At 66.8% G+C, this 17,438-nt stretch carries 20 protein-coding genes; 15 read left to right on the top strand and 5 right to left on the bottom strand.

Annotation, left to right across the window (positions count from 1 at the left end; translation table 11 throughout):
- Positions 1 to 152: NfeD family protein (locus DPV74_RS15425; RefSeq protein ID WP_346341662.1), on the top strand; the 152-nt coding region annotated here is incomplete at its 5' end.
- Positions 149 to 922, top strand: a complete 774-nt coding sequence (locus tag DPV74_RS15420) for a slipin family protein (RefSeq protein WP_059698295.1) — start codon at positions 149 to 151, stop codon at positions 920 to 922. The genes DPV74_RS15425 and DPV74_RS15420, both read left to right, overlap by 4 nt.
- A gap of 525 nt (positions 923 to 1,447) precedes the next feature.
- On the opposite strand, the gene DPV74_RS15415 is transcribed toward DPV74_RS15420, so the two are convergent.
- Positions 1,448 to 2,725 carry an HAD family hydrolase gene (locus DPV74_RS15415; RefSeq protein ID WP_059698299.1) on the bottom strand — a complete coding sequence of 426 codons (1,278 nt, stop codon included), beginning with the start codon at positions 2,723 to 2,725 and terminating at the stop codon, positions 1,448 to 1,450.
- Between the two features lie 427 nt (positions 2,726 to 3,152).
- Between DPV74_RS15415 and DPV74_RS15410 the strand changes: the two genes are divergently transcribed.
- The 6 genes from DPV74_RS15410 (at position 3,153) to DPV74_RS15385 (ending at position 8,502) form a co-directional block, all read left to right on the top strand.
- Positions 3,153 to 4,049, top strand: a complete 897-nt coding sequence (locus DPV74_RS15410; protein ID WP_119337502.1) for a M24 family metallopeptidase — start codon at positions 3,153 to 3,155, stop codon at positions 4,047 to 4,049.
- A 44-nt stretch (positions 4,050 to 4,093) separates the two neighbouring features.
- Positions 4,094 to 5,881, top strand: coding sequence for an SDR family oxidoreductase (locus DPV74_RS15405; RefSeq protein ID WP_119337501.1), 1,788 nt, complete (start codon positions 4,094 to 4,096; stop codon positions 5,879 to 5,881).
- Between the two features lie 30 nt (positions 5,882 to 5,911).
- On the top strand, positions 5,912 to 6,817 hold the full coding sequence (locus tag DPV74_RS15400; protein WP_027789624.1) for a metal-dependent hydrolase: 906 nt from the start codon (positions 5,912 to 5,914) through the stop codon (positions 6,815 to 6,817).
- Between the two features lie 79 nt (positions 6,818 to 6,896).
- Positions 6,897 to 7,184: a hypothetical protein gene (locus tag DPV74_RS15395; protein ID WP_027789625.1), complete on the top strand. Its 288-nt coding sequence runs from the start codon at positions 6,897 to 6,899 to the stop codon at positions 7,182 to 7,184.
- 251 nt (positions 7,185 to 7,435) lie between these two features.
- Positions 7,436 to 7,813, top strand: a complete 378-nt coding sequence (locus DPV74_RS15390) for a DUF2917 domain-containing protein (protein WP_060086336.1) — start codon at positions 7,436 to 7,438, stop codon at positions 7,811 to 7,813.
- Between the two features lie 314 nt (positions 7,814 to 8,127).
- A complete protein-coding gene (locus tag DPV74_RS15385) occupies positions 8,128 to 8,502 on the top strand; it encodes a DUF2917 domain-containing protein (RefSeq protein ID WP_027789627.1) in 375 nt (124 codons plus the stop codon).
- A 148-nt stretch (positions 8,503 to 8,650) separates the two neighbouring features.
- Here DPV74_RS15385 and DPV74_RS15380 read toward each other — a convergent pair whose 3' ends face one another.
- Positions 8,651 to 8,929 (bottom strand): hypothetical protein, encoded by a 279-nt coding sequence (locus DPV74_RS15380; protein WP_006480752.1) that lies wholly within the window; start codon positions 8,927 to 8,929, stop codon positions 8,651 to 8,653.
- Between the two features lie 807 nt (positions 8,930 to 9,736).
- On the opposite strand from DPV74_RS15380, the gene DPV74_RS15375 reads away from it, so the two are divergent.
- Complete coding sequence (locus tag DPV74_RS15375; protein ID WP_021163282.1) at positions 9,737 to 11,038, top strand: NCS2 family permease; 1,302 nt, start codon at positions 9,737 to 9,739, stop codon at positions 11,036 to 11,038.
- A 90-nt stretch (positions 11,039 to 11,128) separates the two neighbouring features.
- On the opposite strand, the gene DPV74_RS15370 is transcribed toward DPV74_RS15375, so the two are convergent.
- The 3 genes from DPV74_RS15370 to DPV74_RS15360 all read right to left on the bottom strand — a co-directional run bounded on the left by DPV74_RS15370 (position 11,129) and on the right by DPV74_RS15360 (position 12,330).
- Positions 11,129 to 11,590 carry a tetratricopeptide repeat protein gene (locus DPV74_RS15370; protein ID WP_240439982.1) on the bottom strand — a complete coding sequence of 154 codons (462 nt, stop codon included), beginning with the start codon at positions 11,588 to 11,590 and terminating at the stop codon, positions 11,129 to 11,131.
- 21 nt (positions 11,591 to 11,611) lie between these two features.
- Complete coding sequence (locus tag DPV74_RS15365) at positions 11,612 to 11,899, bottom strand: DUF1488 domain-containing protein (RefSeq protein WP_011354308.1); 288 nt, start codon at positions 11,897 to 11,899, stop codon at positions 11,612 to 11,614.
- A gap of 239 nt (positions 11,900 to 12,138) precedes the next feature.
- A complete protein-coding gene (locus DPV74_RS15360; RefSeq protein ID WP_011354307.1) occupies positions 12,139 to 12,330 on the bottom strand; it encodes a DUF2964 family protein in 192 nt (63 codons plus the stop codon).
- A 601-nt stretch (positions 12,331 to 12,931) separates the two neighbouring features.
- Between DPV74_RS15360 and DPV74_RS15355 the strand changes: the two genes are divergently transcribed.
- From DPV74_RS15355 to DPV74_RS15330, 6 genes are all read left to right on the top strand, one after another.
- A complete protein-coding gene (locus DPV74_RS15355; protein WP_119337499.1) occupies positions 12,932 to 14,836 on the top strand; it encodes a sigma-54-dependent Fis family transcriptional regulator in 1,905 nt (634 codons plus the stop codon).
- Positions 14,837 to 14,918: 82 nt separating this feature from the next.
- Positions 14,919 to 15,221 (top strand): 2Fe-2S iron-sulfur cluster-binding protein, encoded by a 303-nt coding sequence (locus DPV74_RS15350; protein WP_027789629.1) that lies wholly within the window; start codon positions 14,919 to 14,921, stop codon positions 15,219 to 15,221.
- Between the two features lie 58 nt (positions 15,222 to 15,279).
- On the top strand, positions 15,280 to 15,774 hold the full coding sequence (locus DPV74_RS15345) for an SRPBCC family protein (RefSeq protein ID WP_119337498.1): 495 nt from the start codon (positions 15,280 to 15,282) through the stop codon (positions 15,772 to 15,774).
- A 92-nt stretch (positions 15,775 to 15,866) separates the two neighbouring features.
- Entirely contained in the window at positions 15,867 to 16,244 is a 378-nt protein-coding gene (locus tag DPV74_RS15340; protein WP_027789631.1) for a DUF2946 domain-containing protein, read from the top strand.
- A gap of 301 nt (positions 16,245 to 16,545) precedes the next feature.
- On the top strand, positions 16,546 to 16,911 hold the full coding sequence (locus DPV74_RS15335) for a copper resistance protein CopC (RefSeq protein ID WP_119337497.1): 366 nt from the start codon (positions 16,546 to 16,548) through the stop codon (positions 16,909 to 16,911).
- A 79-nt stretch (positions 16,912 to 16,990) separates the two neighbouring features.
- Positions 16,991 to 17,437, top strand: coding sequence for a copper chaperone PCu(A)C (locus tag DPV74_RS15330; RefSeq protein ID WP_059485187.1), 447 nt, complete (start codon positions 16,991 to 16,993; stop codon positions 17,435 to 17,437).
- Position 17,438 lies beyond the last annotated feature (1 nt).

Raw genomic sequence — 17,438 nt, 5'->3', positions numbered from 1 at the left:
TGCATGGCGAGCGCTGGCGCGTCGCGAGCAGCGTGCCGCTCGCAGCCGGCTGCCGCGTACGCGTCACCGGCCGCCAGGGGCTGATGCTCACCGTCGCGCCGCTGTATGACGTGCCGGCGCAGGAACAACAACATCAAGGTGAACCAACATGATCGGCTACACATTCGGCTTCAGCAGCGTCCTGATCGTCTTCGCCGTGGTGCTCGTTGCGTCGTCGATCCGCATCTTCCGCGAGTACGAGCGCGGCGTCGTGTTCATGCTCGGCCGGTTCTGGAAAGTGAAGGGGCCGGGGCTCGTGCTGATCATCCCGATCGTTCAGCAAGTCGTGCGGATCGATCTGCGCACCGTCGTGTTCGACGTGCCGCCGCAGGACGTGATCACGCGCGACAACGTGTCGGTGAAGGTGAATGCGGTCGTGTATTTCCGCGTCGTCGATCCGGAGAAGGCCGTGATCCAGGTCGCGCGCTTCTTCGACGCGACGAGCCAGCTCTCGCAGACGACGCTGCGTTCGGTGCTCGGCAAGCACGAGCTCGATGCGCTGCTGGCCGAGCGCGAACAGCTGAACGCCGACATCCAGAAGACGCTCGATGCGCAGACCGATGCATGGGGGATCAAGGTATCGACCGTCGAGATCAAGCACGTCGACCTGAACGAGACGATGATCCGCGCGATCGCCCGGCAAGCCGAGGCCGAACGCGAACGGCGAGCGAAGGTGATTCATGCGGAGGGTGAACTGCAGGCATCGGAGAAGCTGCTGCAGGCCGCGCAGCGGCTCGCACTGCAGCCGCAGGCGATGCAGTTGCGCTACCTGCAGACGCTGACGACGATCGCGGCGGACAAGAATTCGACGATCGTGTTTCCGCTGCCGATCGATCTGCTGGGGGCGTTGCTGGACCGGTTGGGAGGAAAGCGGGAGGGATGAGGCAGATATTCGGATCCTCACCGGATTCGCCGGACGAGGGGCAACAGGCATCGATACCGACCGGCCCCCCCAACTGCCGAATGGTATGGGAGGTGGCCGCTCACGCTCCGCTTTCGACGCGCTGCATTTTGACATTCGTTCGATACTTCGCTAGCATTGCCGATGAAAACGCTGGGGACGCCTCTCGACGATGCGCAACACTTCAGACGGCAAAAGGACGCGCAAGCGTCCTTTTTTATTGTCCGCCTCCTCCGTTGCGAGCTCGATCCGCTTCCCTCTCCGGATTCGGTGCCACTCCCGCACCCGATCGATCGTCCGGCGCCCGGTCCGGCGCTTCTCCTTCATTTTCGTGTTTCCGCTGCGTCGACTTGCTGGGGGCGTTGCTGGACCGGCTGGGTACGCCGCGCGAGCGCTGAGACGCGCATGTTTCGCCCCGCGCAATACCGCCGTCGATCCCGCCGGACACCGGGCCGCCACGGCCCGGCACCCGGCACCCGGCACCCGGCACCCGGCACCCGGCACCCGTCAGGCGAGCAGCTTGCGCTCGCTCTTGCCGTACTTGATCGACTTCTCGTCGGGAATCATCAGGCCCGTGTGCTCGTCGCGGCCCTGCAGCAGGAAGCGCGCATCCGGCTGGCCGATCTGCCCGGCCGCGAGCTTGCTGTCCGCGCCGATCTCGCCCTTCTTCATCCGGTTGACGATCACGCCGGCCGCGGTGTCCTTGAAGTCGCGCAGCATCCACGCGTCGCCGTCGCTGTCGCCGAACACCAGCAGCGGGCCGTAGCCCTTCTTCGATACGAGCACGTTACGGATGCCCACCGTCTTGCCGGGCCCCCAGTTGAAATGCCAGCCGGCCGGATAGGTGCTCGTGTACTTGCCGTCCTGCATGTCGAGGCGCAGGCCGATCACGTTCTCCGGCGGCACGCCGTAGCCGTAGTTCGGATTGCCGGCGAACACGCGCACCACATCGTCGAGCGATGCGGTGCTCACGTACACGTCGATGCCGTTCGCGCGCAGCGTGTGCATCACCGCGCGGATTTCCTCATGGATGCGAATGCCGTGGAAATGCGTGTCGGCCACGACGCCGGCCTTGCCCGGCAGCGTCTTCGGGCTTTCGTAGCGAACCTTGCGCAGCGCGTCGCCGATCCCGTAGTTGTCCGACGCTTCCGCCATCGCCTGCAGCTCGGCGGTCGTCATGTTCTTGTAGAAATAGATGATCCACTTGTAGCCGACTTCGAGCGGGTGCGTGTCGCAGATCGCGTCGTACATGAAGTACAGCTTCGCGCGGAAATCCTTGAACTGGTCGGTCTCGTGAATCTCGTCGAGGCTCTTGCTGCCGCCGAAACCCTTGTAGTTCGCGTAGAGCCAGCGGTAGTCGGATTCGACGTCGGCGGCGAGATCCTCCATCGTCACCGGCTTGCCGTCGACGGTCGTGTAGTCCTTCATGAACGCGCCCTTCGGCACGTCCTTCCACATCACGCCGACGAATTCGTCCGGTGTCAGCTTGTATTGCAGATGGTTGATCTGGTACATCAGCAACGCCTCTTCGCAGTCGTTCATGATGCACGTGTTGTCCCAGTCGAACACCGCGTACGGGCGGCGCTTTTCGTCGTAGCGCGCGCTCGCGACGCCATGCTGGTCGAGCACCGCCTGCAGGCGCGCGGCGTTGAACGGCGACCAGCGGCCCGGGTCAAGCGCGTCCGGCGCGGTGGCGCTCTTTGCGTCGGCGGTGCCGGCCTTGAGCATCAGCGACGTCGCAGCAGTCGCCGCGGCAAGGGTGTTCATGAACTGGCGGCGTTGCATGGTCTCTCCGTGGAAATGTCGAATCGGTTCCGTTCACTGCCCCGTGCGGCGCACTGGCGGGTCATCGCCACCGCGAAGCCGGGACGGCTTCGAATCGGGGGCGAATGATGTGTCGAAATTATTTCGGCAATTTGACAGCGTCACGCCGCGACACGACGGCGAGTTGATCCGGCGCGACATGCCGGGCATCACGAAACGATCGAACACGGCCATCCGGGCCGGCGACGCACCCGCTCGCGACATCGTCCGGAAACCTAGAGGCTCCCCTCCATTTCCCCCTGCCATTAGGACAAATCCTCACGTCCCGGCACGCGGAACCGTCTATGATCGTTACATTGATCAATGACACATTAAATGCTGACTGAATAACCCGTGACGGCGACGCCGGCGGACGGATTCCGGATCAGCGCCCCCTTGGAGACGCATCATGGCCGACCACTCGCTGCCGGAAGTCCACCTCGACGAGCTGCCGCAATTCCGCGCGGTCCAGCAGCTTGCCTACCGCTGTGTCGAGACCGTCGGCGCGATGCTCCACCCCGGCATCACCGAAAAGGAAGCCGCGCGCCTCCTGACCGAATGGCTGCAGGACAACGGCGTGCACGACTGGCTGCACAAGCCGTTCGCGTGGTTCGGCGACCGCACCGCCTTTCAGGGCTTCTCGGGCCTCAAGCACATGGGCGGCTTCAATCTCGCGTTCTTCCCGAGCAACCGGCAGCTCGAAACCGACATGCCGGTGATCCTCGACGTCGCGCCGGTGCTCGACGGCATCGTGGCCGACGTCGGCTACGCGCACTGCCTCGGCCAGAACCCGATCCTCGAGCAGTTGCAGGACGACCTGATGGACCATCGCGACCTGATCGTGCGGCTCGTGAAGGCGCGCCGGCCGATGGCCGAGGTCGCACAGGAAGTCGACGCGCTGTGCCGCCGCCAGGGCGTCGAGCCGCGCCACAAGGCCTATCCGTTCAAGGTGCTCGCGCATCGCGTCGCGAAGATCCACAAGCTGTCGAAGCCGCGCTTCGTCGCGCGCTTCGGGCTGAACGCGACGCGCAACCTGCTGCTCGACCAGGGGCGCGCGGCGAAACAGCAAGGCTGGTCGCCGCTGTGGTCGATCGACCGCCGCTCCGAGCATGCGCCCGTGCCGGGCCTGTGGGCCGTCGAGCCGCACCTCGGCTTCGCCGGCGTGGGCGCGAAATTCGAAGAATTGCTCGTGATCACCGAAGACGACGCGTACTGGCTCGACGACGACCTGCCGCACGTGCGCCGCTGGCAGCGCCGCCTGGCCGAGCGTGCGCAGGCCGTCGCGACCGTGCCGGCCGCCGCCTGACGCGAACCCGCCTTTCTCCCCACTCCCTGAACGACGGACTCACGATGCAGCCTCTTTCCGACGAAGCGCCGCTGGCCCTGTTCGAATCGGTTCATGGCGAAACGGCGATCGCCTCCGGCGACCTGACGCTCGCGGTCAGGACCTGGGGCGACCCGGCCCGCTCGCCGGTCGTGCTCGTGCACGGTTATCCCGACGACAGCAGCGTCTGGCAGCACGTCGCGCCGCTGCTCGCGCGCAAACACTACGTGATCGCATACGACGTGCGCGGCGCGGGACTGTCCGGCGCGCCGCAGCGCATGGCCGACTACCACCTCGCGAAGCTGACCGACGATTTCGTCGCGGTGATCGACGCGCTCTGCCCCGGTCGCGCCGTACATCTGGTCGCGCACGACTGGGGCTCGATCCAGGGCTGGGAATTCGTCACCGATCCGCGCCTTTCCGGCCGCATCGCGTCATACACGTCGTGCTCGGGGCCGTGCCTCGACCATGTCGGCTTCTGGCTGCGCGAACGCGTGCTGCACCCGACGCCCGCGTCGCTCGCCAAGCTCGGCGGCCAGCTCGTGCGCTCGTGGTACGTGTACCTGTTCCACCTGCCGTTCATCCCGGAGCTCGGCTGGCGGCTGTGGCTCGGCCGCGCGTGGCCGCGCCTGCTGCGCAGGCTCGAGAAAACGCCCGTCGCGCCGCGTCCGACGCAAGCCGACGACGGCGCGCGCGGCGTGCGCCTCTATCGCGCGAACTTCATCCGCTGCCTGTTCGCGCCGCGCGAACGCCATGCGCATGCACCGGTGCAGACGATCGTGCCGCTCGGCGACAAGTACGTGAGCCCCGCGCTGTCCGAGAACCTGTCGCGCTGGGTGCCGCAGTACTACCGCCGTGAGGTCGCGGCCGGCCACTGGCTGCCGCTCGCCGATCCGGCGCGCTTCGCGGATCTGGCCGGGCAACTGATCGACGCGGTCGAATCGGGCAACGAGCCGCCCGCACTCGCGAACGCGCGCCGCCGCGCAACGAGCGGCCGCTTCAGCGGCAAGGTCGCGGTGGTCACCGGCGCGGGCAGCGGCATCGGCCGCTGCGCGGCGCTCGCGTTCGCGCGCGAAGGCGCGACGATCGTCGCGTGCGACATCGATCTCGCGAGCGCCGAACGCACCGCGCTGCTGATCGGGCTGACCGGCGCGCAGGCCCACGCGAAACGCGTCGACGTCGGGTCCGCCGACGAAATGGAAGCGCTGGCGACGTGGGTCGGCGACGAACTCGGCGGCGCCGACGTGGTGATCAACAACGCCGGCATCGGCATGGCCGGCGGCATCCTCGACACGAGCACGCGGCACTGGGAGCGCATCCTGCACGTGAACCTGTGGGGCGTGATCCACGGCTCGCGGCTGTTCGCGCAGCAGATGGCCGCGCGCGGCACCGGCGGGCACATCGTCAACACCGCGTCGGCCGCCGCGTTCGGGCCGTCGCGCGACCTGCCCGCGTATGCGACGACGAAGGCCGCCGTGCTGATGCTCAGCGAATGCATGCGCGCGGAGCTCGCGGAAAAGGGCATCGGCGTGACGGCCGTGTGCCCCGGCTTCGCGGAGACCGGAATCATGGCGTCGACGCAATACGCAGGCGCCAATGCACAGGACGAAGCGCGGCTGCGCAAGCGCGCGACGAAGCTGTACCAGATGCGCGGCCTGAAACCCGAAACCGTCGCGCAGGCGATGGTCGACGGCGTGCTGCGCAACCATCCCGTCGTCGCCGTCGGCGGCGAGGCGCATGCCATGCGTTTCGTCGGCCGCTTCATGCCGTGGCTCGGCCGGATGATCGCCCGCGTCAGCATGGCATCGCATTGACGGCGCACGACGCCGCACAGGGAGACAAAGATGACCGATACCGCCGACTATCACAAGATCAAGGCCCGGCACGTGAAGTTCGACTTCAGCGACACGCCGGTCACCTGGGTGCCGAACGACCCGGGCAGCACGCACATCATCAACACGCTGAACCTGCTGTTCCCGGAAGGCGAGCTGTGGTTCTGCCGCGTGTACAACAAGGCCTTGCCGCTGATCACCGACGCGCGCCTGCGCGACGAGGCCGAAGGCTTCCTGCGGCAGGAGGCCGTGCACTCGCGTTCGCACGGCGGCGTGCTGAAGCACTACTACGACCGGCACGGGATCGACACGAAGCCGTTCACGCAGAAGCTCAACCGGCTGTTCACGCGCGTGCTCGGCGAACAGCCGCTCGGGCTGAAGATCGGCCACACGCGTTTCTGGCTGCGGCAGCAGCTCGCGGTGATCGCGTCGCTCGAGCATTTCTTCGGCTATCTCGGCAACTGGGTGCTCAACGCGCACGGGCTCGACGAGGGGAAAGCCGACCCGACGATGGTCGACCTGCTGCGCTGGCACGGCGCGGAAGAGGTCGAGCACCGCACGGTCGCGTTCGACATCTACCGGCACATGGGCGGCACCTATCCGGAGCGCTGCGTGCACATGGCGTTCGTGATCCTGCTGCTGCTCTACTACATCACGACGGGCGCGAAGTTCATGTACCGGCGCGACCCGGACGCCGGCCGCTACCCGGGTTTCGTGCTCGCGTGGTGGCAAGGTTCGCGGCGCGGGCACCTGCCGTCGTTCTGGAAGGTGATCGGCGCGGCGCTGCGCTATTTCAAGCCCGGCTATACGCCGCATCACGAAGGCTCGACCGAACAGGCGCTCGCCTACCTCGCCCGCTCGCCGGCCGCACAGGCGGCCGCGCACGGCGGCAACTGGGGCACGACGAAGGGCGCCTGACCGGGTTTCTTGCCGGCTCCACGGGCGGCGCCCGCCGAAATGCGTACAATCGCGGCTTCAATTTCCAGGAGGTGCCGCGATGGCCATGAAGAAAACCGATCTCGAAAAGAACAAGGCGCTCAAGCTGACGCACGCGATGAAGCAGTCGAGCTCCGCGCGTTTCGGCAAGGGTGCCGAAGAAGCCGTCAAGCTCGACCGCCGCGCGCAGCGCAAGCTCGACCAGGAACAGGGCCTCGTGCCGTTCGCATGCAAGCTCAACGCCGAACTCGTCGAACAGCTGAAGGCGCGCGCGGCCACGCACCCGGAAGGGATGACGGGCCTGCTGTCCGAGCTGCTCGTGAACGGCCTCGCGCAACGCGACGCGTAACCGTCACGCATCTCGAAATTTCCGTTGACATTGATGCGCTGCCACGACACACTCGTTCGCATGCTTATGCTCAAGCCCGCCGCCATCGCGCATGAAAACCGAGTGAACGCCCATCCGTGGCGATCACTGGAGGCGCTTGTGCGTTAGCATCGAGATTCAGTTGCGCATGTCACAAGGCCTCGCCGGAAACGGATGGGGCCTTTTTGTTTTGGTGCGCGTCATCCCGCCCGGCTCAACGGATGGAGATGACGATGGACCAAGCAAGCCGGCTGGTTGTCTGCCCCGATCGGTGCCGCACCGATGCGATCGCGTTGCCGCGGGTCGTGATCCAGTTCACGGTCGCGCCGCGCAAGACGCTGGCGTGGCGCGCGCAAAACGATGCCGAGATTCGCGTGCACGACGCGACGCTGTGGGTCACGCGGCTGGGCAGCGTCGACGATTACTGGATACGAACCGGCGACGTGCTGCGCGTGCGGCGCGGCGATCGCATCTGGATGAGCACCGACGACACCCGTCCGGCCGAGGCATCGATCACGACCGCGTACGCGACGGGACGCAACGCATGGCTGGCGCGTGCGCTCGCGCAAATGCGCAGCCTGTTGCGCGAACGATGTCGAAGTCGCTCATGACGAACGCGTCGCGACGCATGCGATCCGGGTACGCTGCCACTCGCGCGCAGCCGCCGACGCATCCCCTGCACTATCTCGAAAATTGTCGTTGACAACGCCGTTCCACGAAGACAAACTCGTTCGCATGCCTACGTACACGCTCGTCTCCGCCTCGATTCATCGATCGATGAACATTCGAAAGAATGGTTCACGGGAGGCGCTTGTGCGTTAGCAATCGGGCAGTACCGCATGTCACACAAGGCCTCGCCGGAAACGGATGAGGCCTTTTTGTTCTGGTGCGCGTCATCCATCCGGCTCAATCACTGGAGAAGACGATGGACCAGGCAAGCCCGCTGTTTGACCGTCCCGATCGGCGCCACGCCGGCACGATCGCGTTACCGACTGTCGTGATCCGTTTCGCGGTCGCGCCGCGCACGACGATGACCTGGCGCGCGCCGCGGGACGCGGAGCTCCGCACGCATGGCGCGGCGCTGTGGGTCACGCGCCCACCGAGCGTCGACGATTGCTGGGTGCAGCCCGGCGACGTGCTGCGCATCGCACGCGGCGAACGCATCTGGCTCGGCACCGTTGCCGACCGGCCGGCCGAAGCGACGCTCACGACCGCGTACGTGCGTCGCGGCGAGCGCTTCAGGCGCACACTCGCGCAAGTGCAACGTTTGCTCTTCGGGATAGCGGGAAGGAGTGGATGAGCGACGTGCCGTCAGGCACGCGAGACGCGGAACGGCCGCGACCGAAAACGGACGCACCCGCGGCATGAGGCGCCGCGGGTGCGCATCGAATGACGCGGCACGCCGGTGCGTGCCGCGAGCGATCGCGCGCCGCGATGCAACTGATGCATCAGGTGCTGGCGGCGAGACGCGGGCCCGTGCTGCGGGGAGTGGAATCGAGGTCGGGGCGTTGCGCTGCCTGCGAGGTCACCCACGGATCGATGCCCTGCTTCTGCACCTCCTCGAGGAATGACACACGTGTGCGCCAGTAATCCGCTTGTAATTTCGCGTCGATGACGCGCTGTTCGGCAGCGAACAGTTCCATGCGCGCCGTCACGAGCATCGACGCAGCGGTTTTTTCCGGCGTGGGGGCGTGTCGCATCGCCCAACGGCTGATCCAGTTCAACATGCTGACCTCCGTGATTACGGACGAACCCGCATCGGGCAATCGCAATCGGCCGTGCCTGCCCGAACGCGCAACGGCCTTGACCGCACTTCACCGCCCGGCCTGCACGGACTGCGACTCCCCCGCGTCGGCAATTACCGGCCGGCGTGTGCATGCGCGGTGTATCTATCCTAGAAAGACTTGCCGGTTTATGCGATGGGGTCTTGCAATCTTTTACACAGAAACCACAGTCGCCCCCGCATCACGACATGACAGTTGCGGGCGGGACGGCTTCGGCGCACGATAGCCCGATATCGGCAACCGCCTGGACTGAAGAATGGCGGCTGCACGCCGCGGCCGGGCCTGCGCACGGGCGGCGCACGTGCTGCCTGCCCCACGTTCGTGCAGCATGCGGGCGCTCCGTTTCAGCCGGATGTCATCCCGCACCCGCCACGCGCGCCGCTTTGTGCGTCCGCTTGCACGTCCGGTTTGCACTCGCTTCGCACGTTGTTGCGCGCGCATCGGCCGGCTCCGTTCGCTTGCCTCGCCTCCTTGCCTTGCTCCCGTTTCCGCCATTTCTTCCGGTTCGTTCCACCCGAACCGGTAAAATGCGCGCCTTCGCCGCGCGGCCGGGCTGCCAGACCGTTCGCGCACTGGCAGCCGACCGATCTTGCGATCGTGCCCCCAACTATATCGTCCGAGCTATCCGCGCTATTACAATCCGCCGATAGCCGGGCAATAGTGGCTGGTTACATTAAGCCCGCCGTCCGCTGCCTGTACAACAATTCGGCACAACAAGCAACACGACAACCCGACCGGAGAAACGCCTTCATGGAATCCATCAAGCGGTATTTCGGCTTCGCTGAAGCCGGCACCGACTTCCGCACCGAAATACTCGCGGGCGTCACCACGTTCCTGACGATGGCCTACATCATCTTCGTCAACCCCGCGATCCTCGGCGACGCCGGCATGCCGAAGGAATCCGTGTTCGTCGCGACCTGCCTCGTCGCGGCGCTGGCATCGATCATCATGGGGCTGTACGCGAACTACCCGATCGCATGCGCGCCCGGCATGGGCCTGAACGCGTATTTCGCGTACACGGTCGTCAAGGGGATGGGCTTCACGTGGCAGGCCGCGCTGGGCGCGGTGTTCATTTCCGGCTGCCTGTTCCTGCTCGTCACGCTGTTCCGCGTGCGCGAGGCGATCGTCAACGGCATTCCGAAATCGCTGCGGATCTCGATCACCGCGGGTATCGGCCTGTTCCTCGGCATCATCTCGCTGAAGACCTCGGGCGTGATCGTCGGCAACCCGGCCACGCTCGTCACGCTCGGCGACCTGCACAAGCCCACGACGATCCTCGCGATCATCGGCTTCTTCACGATCGTCACGCTCGACCACCTGCGCGTGCGCGGCGCGATCCTGATCGGCATCATCGGCGTGACGATCCTGTCGTTCTTCTTCGGCGGCAACCAGTTCCACGGCGTGTTCTCCGCGCCGCCGTCGATCGATGCGACGCTGTTCAAGCTCGACATCGGCGCCGCGCTGTCGACCGGCATCATCAACGTGATCCTCGTGTTCTTCCTCGTCGAGCTGTTCGATGCGACCGGCACGCTGATGGGCGTCGCGAACCGCGCGGGCCTGCTCGTCGAAGGGAAGATGAACCGCCTGAACAAGGCGCTGCTCGCCGACAGCACGGCGATCGTCGCGGGCTCGGTGCTCGGCACGTCGTCGACCACCGCGTATATCGAAAGCGCATCGGGCGTGCAGGCCGGCGGCCGCACGGGCGTGACGGCCATCACCGTCGCGGTGCTGTTCCTCGCGTGCCTGTTCATCGCGCCGCTCGCCGGCGTCGTGCCGGCGTATGCGACGGCACCGGCACTGCTGTACGTGTCGTGCCTGATGCTGCGCGAGATGGTCGAGGTGCCGTGGGACGATGCAACGGAAGCCGTGCCGGCCGCGCTCACCGCGCTGCTGATGCCGTTCACGTACTCGATCGCGAACGGCGTCGCGTTCGGCTTCATCGCTTACGGCGGCCTCAAGCTGCTGACGGGCCAGGCCCGCTCGGTCAAGCCGATCGTGTGGATCATCGCGGCCGTGTTCCTGTTCCGCTTCTTCTATCTCGGCAGCGAGTGACGGTCGCGCTTCGGCGCGATGCACGACGAACGAACGCCACCTTCGGGTGGCGTTTTCGTTGGGCGGGTCGTGCGGGCCCGCCCGCGCGCATCACGGCGTCGCGACGCCCTTGAGTTCCTCGTCGTACAGCCGCTGCGCCAGCGGCGGATCCAGCGTCTTGACGCGGCGGTACAACTGCATCGCGTCATCGACCCGCCCGGTGCGGCGATAGGCGACCGCCAGGTTGGCGATCACGTGTGCGTCGTCGGGATACGCGCGGTTCATGCCCTCGAAGATCCCGACCGCCGCATCGGGCCGGTTGCTGCGAATCGCCGCGATGCCCGTTGCCTCGAGCGCCAGCCGGTTCGCCGGATCGAGTTTCAACGCCTGATTCGAATGATTTTCTCTGCGATCCTGACGAATCGATACGCCGGGTCGTGCCGGCACACTAGCAGCCGGCCAGGCGCGGCAGCAATCCGGTGCGGCCCGCATACGAAAATGCCGCCCGGGCCCGCCGAACGGCATCGCATGAAAGGCAACGTCTTCGCGTGCGCGGCGTTCAGCGACGCGCACAGCAGGACGGGCGTCGTGTCGTCAGCGCCAGTTGGCCTCGTAGAAGCGGACGTAGCCGCTGCGCAGCGTCACGCATTGCGCGCGCGTCTCCGACAGCAGGCGCCGTGCAGCCGCCTCGATACGGTCGCGGTGCTGGTCGAATGCACCGACCATGTCCTCGAAGCGCGGCGAAGCCGCACCGAAGTGGTCTTCCAGCGCCTCGGCGGTGATCTGACATTGAACGCGCTCGCCATTCACCAACGCCGTGAACGCAAGCATCAGGTCGCGCCCCGAATACTCGGGCTTCTCGTTCGTGAAATGGATTTGCATGGGACCCGCCTCGACCGGTAGAAAACGAATGACCGCGTCCGTCGTCCGCCACCGGCCGGACGAAATGTACGCGGGCTCGCCGGCGGGGCACGGCCCGCGGGTAATGGCGCGGGTAATGCATGCCGGTTGCTTTCCACTTTAGACGGTTTCGCGCGGGAGACAAAATTTACGGCGTGCGTCGTTCCGACGCGCATTTCATCTGATCAGCGCGGCATCCGGCACCGTTTCGGAAACCGGCGTCAGTGAGGATCGTTGGGCCAGACGTTGAGCGCGATTGCGGCCGTCGTGGCGCCGACCGCAATCGCGGCCGCCCCGTATCGCACCGCATCGGTCAGATCGAACAGCAGCCCGTGGATCGCCACGGCAATGCCGCCCAGCATGATGAATGTGGCGATGGCCGCCAGCACGACTCTCAGTTCCGTCCGAACCATGATGCGTCTCCCGAACGGATGCATGTCACGTCGCATGCATGTTGCAATGCGGAACACGGCGCGTGCGTGCTCCGTTTCAATCATTGCAGGCGGGCATTTAAAAGCAAGTGGATTTTATACGCGGTCGCACATCGCACGCGGCGCTTGTATGATGATGTGTGCCCGGATGGCCGGCGTTCGCGCGTCGATGGTGCGCCGCACGCGCAGGCGGGAACCGGTAGAGGAATCCGGCGAGCACGTGTGTGCCGGATCGGCCGGATTCGAGGAGCGTGGGGCTCGGGTGGCGCTGGAGTGGGAACCCGGGTCGACCGTGAAGCAGAGGCTCGAGTGCTAACTTGGGTCGACTGCGAAGCATGGGGTCCGAGTAAGCGCTAAAAAGCCAACTCGGGTCGACCGCAAAGCACGGGACCAGAGTAAGCGCTAAAGCGCCAACTCGGGTCGACCGCGAAGCATGGGCCAGAGTAAACGCTAAAGCGCCAACTCGGGTCGACCGCGAAGCATGGGACCAGAGTAAGCGCTAAAGCGCTAACTCGGGTCGACCGCGAAGCATGGGACCCGAGTAAGCGCTAAAGCGCTAACTCGGGTCGACAGGAGACAAGTCATGCCGCAACCTTTCGTGCTGCCCGCCACCGCGGGTCGCACCGACCTGCTCGCGCAGGCGCATGCGCGTTCGACCGCGGTCGGCCTGCGCGCGCACGAACGTCCCGATTTCTCGCCGCTGTCGCGCATTGCGCTGCGCGAACTGCTCGACACGAATCACGCGCTGTTCTCGCACGCCCGCCCGGTCATGGAGAACCTCCACGCGCAAATCGCCGACACGCAAAGCCTCGTGCTGCTGACCGACGCGGACGGCGTCATCCTGCATAGCATCGGCGACGCGGACTTCATCGAAAAAGCCAACCGCGTCGCGCTGTGCACGGGCGTTTCGTGGGCGGAAGGCGCACGCGGCACCAACGCGATCGGCACCGCACTCGCATCGGGCCAGGCCGTCGCCGTGCACGGCGACGAACACTTCCTGCGCGCCAACCACATCCTCACCTGCTCATGCGCGCCGATCTTCGACCCGTTCGGCCGCACGCTCGGCACGCTCGACGTCAGCGGCGATCCGCGCGGCTCGAGCCCGCACACGCTCGCGCTCGTGCGGATGTCCGCGCAACTGATCGAGAACCACCTGTTCGCGAACCAGTGCGCGGAAGCCTTGCGACTGCGCTTTCATGCGCACGAGGAATGCGTCGATTCGCTGTTCGCCGGACTCGTCGCCTTCGGCCCCGACGGCGGGCTGATCGCCGCGAACCGCAGCGCACAATTCCAGCTCGGCGCGTCGTTCGACGCACTGCAACATCAGGCCAGCGACGCGCTGTTCGGCATGCGCTTCAGCCAGCTCGCGCAGCAGGCGGCACGCGCGCCCGGTGCGATGTTCCGCCTCACGCTGTCGACCGGCGTACGCGTGCTGGCGCGCTGCGAATTCGCGGAAGCGCACAAGACCGCCGTCGCCGTCACGCCGCCCGCACCCGCCGCACGCGTGCGCACAGCGGACCCCGATGCGATCACGTTCGCGACGCTCGACACGGGCGACGCACGCATGGCCGCCGTGCTCGAACGCGTCGCGAAGATCCGCGGGCGCGACCTGCCGCTGTTGATCCTCGGCCAGACCGGCACCGGCAAGGAATGGCTCGCCCGCGCACTGCACCAGGCATCGCCTCGCGCGGACGGCCCGTTCGTCGCGGTCAACTGCGCGGCGCTGCCCGATTCGCTGATCGAGGCCGAGCTGTTCGGCTATGAGGACGGCGCGTTCACCGGCGCGCGCAAGCGCGGCAGCCCCGGCAAGATCGTGCAGGCCGATGGCGGCACGCTGTTTCTCGACGAAATCGGCGACATGCCGCTCGCGCAGCAGGTCCGGCTGATGCGCGTGCTGCAGGAACGCGCGGTGATGCCGCTCGGCGGCGCGCGCGCGGTGCCGGTCGACGTGCGCGTGGTCTGCGCGACCCATCGCGACCTGCGCGCGATGATCGCGGAAGGCACGTTCCGCGAAGACCTGTTCTACCGGATCAACGGGCTCGCGGTCACGCTGCCGGCGCTCGCCGCACGTACCGACCTGCCCGCGCTCGTCGAGCGGATTCTCGCGCGGCTCGCGCGCAGCGAACCGATGCCGCGCCGCATCGCGGCCGACGTGCTCGACGCGTTCACGCGCCACCGCTGGCCCGGCAACCTGCGCCAGATGACCAACGTGCTGCGCACGGCCGGCATGCTGGCCGAGGACGAAGACGAGATCACGCTCACCCATTTGCCCGACGATTTCTGGCTCGACTGCGACGACGCACCGGCGGCGCCGTCATCCGCGGCACCGGCCGCATCGGCCGGCTCGCACGAAGGCACGACGCTGCAACACCATCAGGCCGCGGTGATCGATGCCGTGCTGGCACGGCATGGCGGCAACGTGTCGGCGGCCGCGCGCGAGCTCGGCCTCGCCCGCAATACCGTGTACCGGCATCTGCGCCGGCATTGACACCGACGGCCGGCCGACGCCGGCCGTCGGCCCGTTCGGGTATGCTTGGCGCGTTGCCGCCGAATCGCCGCCCGCCTTCGCCATGACCCATCCGGAACACCCTCCCCTCGTGCGCATCGAGCCGCTCGGCGCGACCTTCGATGCGCCCGATTCGCTCACGCTGCTCGAAGCCGCCGCGTTCGCGCGCGTGTCGCTGCCGCGTTCGTGCCGCAACGGCACATGCCGAAGCTGCCTTTGCCGGATCGTCAGCGGCAGCGTACGCTACACGATCGAATGGCCGGGGCTGAGCCGCGAGGAAAAGGCCGACGGCTATACGCTGCCGTGCGTGGCCGTCGCGACGTCGGACCTCGTGCTCGACGTGCCCGACGCGGTCATGCTCGACTAGACGCGGCCCGCGGTCGCGCGTGCCGTCCGGCAAAGGTTGATCCTGTGTGGAGAACGTCATGACCCAGCAAACCGATCGCATCGAAAAACAGGCCCTGCTCAACGCATCACCCGACCGCGTGTGGGAAGCCATCAGCAATTCCGGCGAATTCGGCCAGTGGTTCGGCGTCTCGTTCGACGGGCCGTTCGCGGCCGGGCAGCCGCTGTTCGGCCGCATCACGCCGACCCGCGTCGACGACGACGTCGCCAAGGCGCAAGAGCCCTATGCGGGCACTGTGTTCGAAATCGTCGTCGATCGCGTCGAGCCGAAGCAACTGTTCTCCTTTCGCTGGCATCCGTTCGCGATCGACCCGAATGTCGATTACACATCCGAGCCGATGACGCTCGTCACGTTCGCGCTCGCGGCGCAGGCCGCCGGCACGCTGCTCACGGTCACCGAAACGGGCTTCGATCAGTTGATCGAAACGCGCCGCGCGAAGGCGCGCGAGATGAACGATCAGGGCTGGGCCGCGCAGATGACCCTGATCGCGAAATACCTGGCCAGGCACGCGTAGCGCGCCGCAACGCCGCACCGCCGTGTCGACATGCGACTCGACGTGCGTGGCATAATCCGCTCCATCGTCGCCCCTACGCCGCCGCGCATCGCATGCTGAGTCGTCGTCTCCGGAAGATCGGCAGTCTGATCGGGATGCTCGCCATCCTGATGACGGCGCTCGCACCGACGATCTCGCAGGCCCTGACGACGCAGCAGCGCGTCGATACGCTGCTGGCCGGCTACTGCACTGCCGCGCCGGCCACCGGCGAGCGCGCCGCCGATGCGTCGCGAAAGAGCCTGCAGGCCCACCTCCAGGCATGCGGCTATTGCAGCCTGCTCGCCCATACGCCCGCCCTGCCCGCGCCCGAACTGACGTTCGCGGCCAACGTGCACGTCATTCAGCATCGCGAAGCGACCCGCTTCGAAAGCCTGCGCCGCGCGCTGCCGCTCACGGCCGCGCAACCGCGCGCCCCTCCGTTCACGTCCTGATTCGTCGTCAACGCCCGTGATGCAGTAGCGCATCGCGCGGCTCGCGCACGCCGCCGGCGTGCGCGACGTGTCACGTTTCGAAGGACGATCATGACTCACCGTGTTGCGCGCGGCGTCGTACCGCGCGTGCGGCCGCTTGCTGCCGGTGCGTACCGTCGCGCCGGCATTCGCCTGCGGGCAGCGCCCGGCCGCGCACGTTCGCACCGGCGTCGGCCGCCATCGGTACTGCTGCGATGGTGCGCGTGCATCCGTCCGTCGAATCCGTGTTGCTTCATCCGATTCGCCACTCGCACACTCAACCATGAAAACCGCCACTTTCATTCGCGCCACGCTCGCCGCACTCGGCTTCGTCGCGATCCAGGCCGCCCGCGCACACGCACTCCCGAAGACGCAAGAACCGGCCGCCGGCGCCACGCTCTCAACCGCGCCGCATACGGTCTCGATCGGTTTCAGCGAGGCGCTCGAGCCCGCTTTCAGCTCGATCGCCGTGACCGACAGCCACGGGCAGTCGGTCGCCGACGGGAAATCGTCCGTCGACGCCGGCAACCGGAAACGCATGCACGTCGCGCTGGCCAGCCTGACCGCCGGCACGTACACGGTCGCGTGGATCGCGGTGGCCAGCGATGGCCATCGCACGCAAGGCCACTACGCGTTCACGCTGAAATGACGTTCGCGATGCGCATCGGCGTTTCGTGCCGAGCGCGTCGCCGCCGATAGCCGCCGCCCCCCTATCAGGAGAACCAACCATGAAACGCCCGATTCCGACCGGCCTGCTGTTCGCACTGCTCGCGTTGCAGGCCCCCGCCACGTTCGCCGCGCCGGCCGTACAGGCAGAAAACTGCTGGATCCGTGCGATGCCGGCGACCGTGCCGTCGTCCGGCTACTTCACGCTGAAGAACGACGGCGACGCGCCCGTCACGCTGACGGGCCTCGACACGCCCGCATACGGAATGGCGATGCTGCATGAAACGCAAACGAACGGCAGCACCGCGAAGATGGTTCACGTCGACGCCGTCGAAGTGCCCGCGCACGGCACGGTGACCTTCAAGCCGAAGAGCTATCACGTGATGCTGGAGCAGCCGCGTCAGGCCGTCGCGCCCGGCGCGAAGGTGCCGTTCCGGCTGCGTTTCGCGGACGGCTCGACGGTATCCGTGACCTGCGACGCCAAGGCGCCAACCTACGCCGGCCAGTAAC

The sequence above is a fragment of the Burkholderia sp. HAN2018 genome, assembly GCF_024704855.1.
Taxonomy (GTDB): Bacteria; Pseudomonadota; Gammaproteobacteria; order Burkholderiales; family Burkholderiaceae; genus Burkholderia; species Burkholderia cepacia.
Note: the sequence above shows the minus strand (reverse complement) of the source record. Positions and strands in the feature narration are given on the sequence as shown.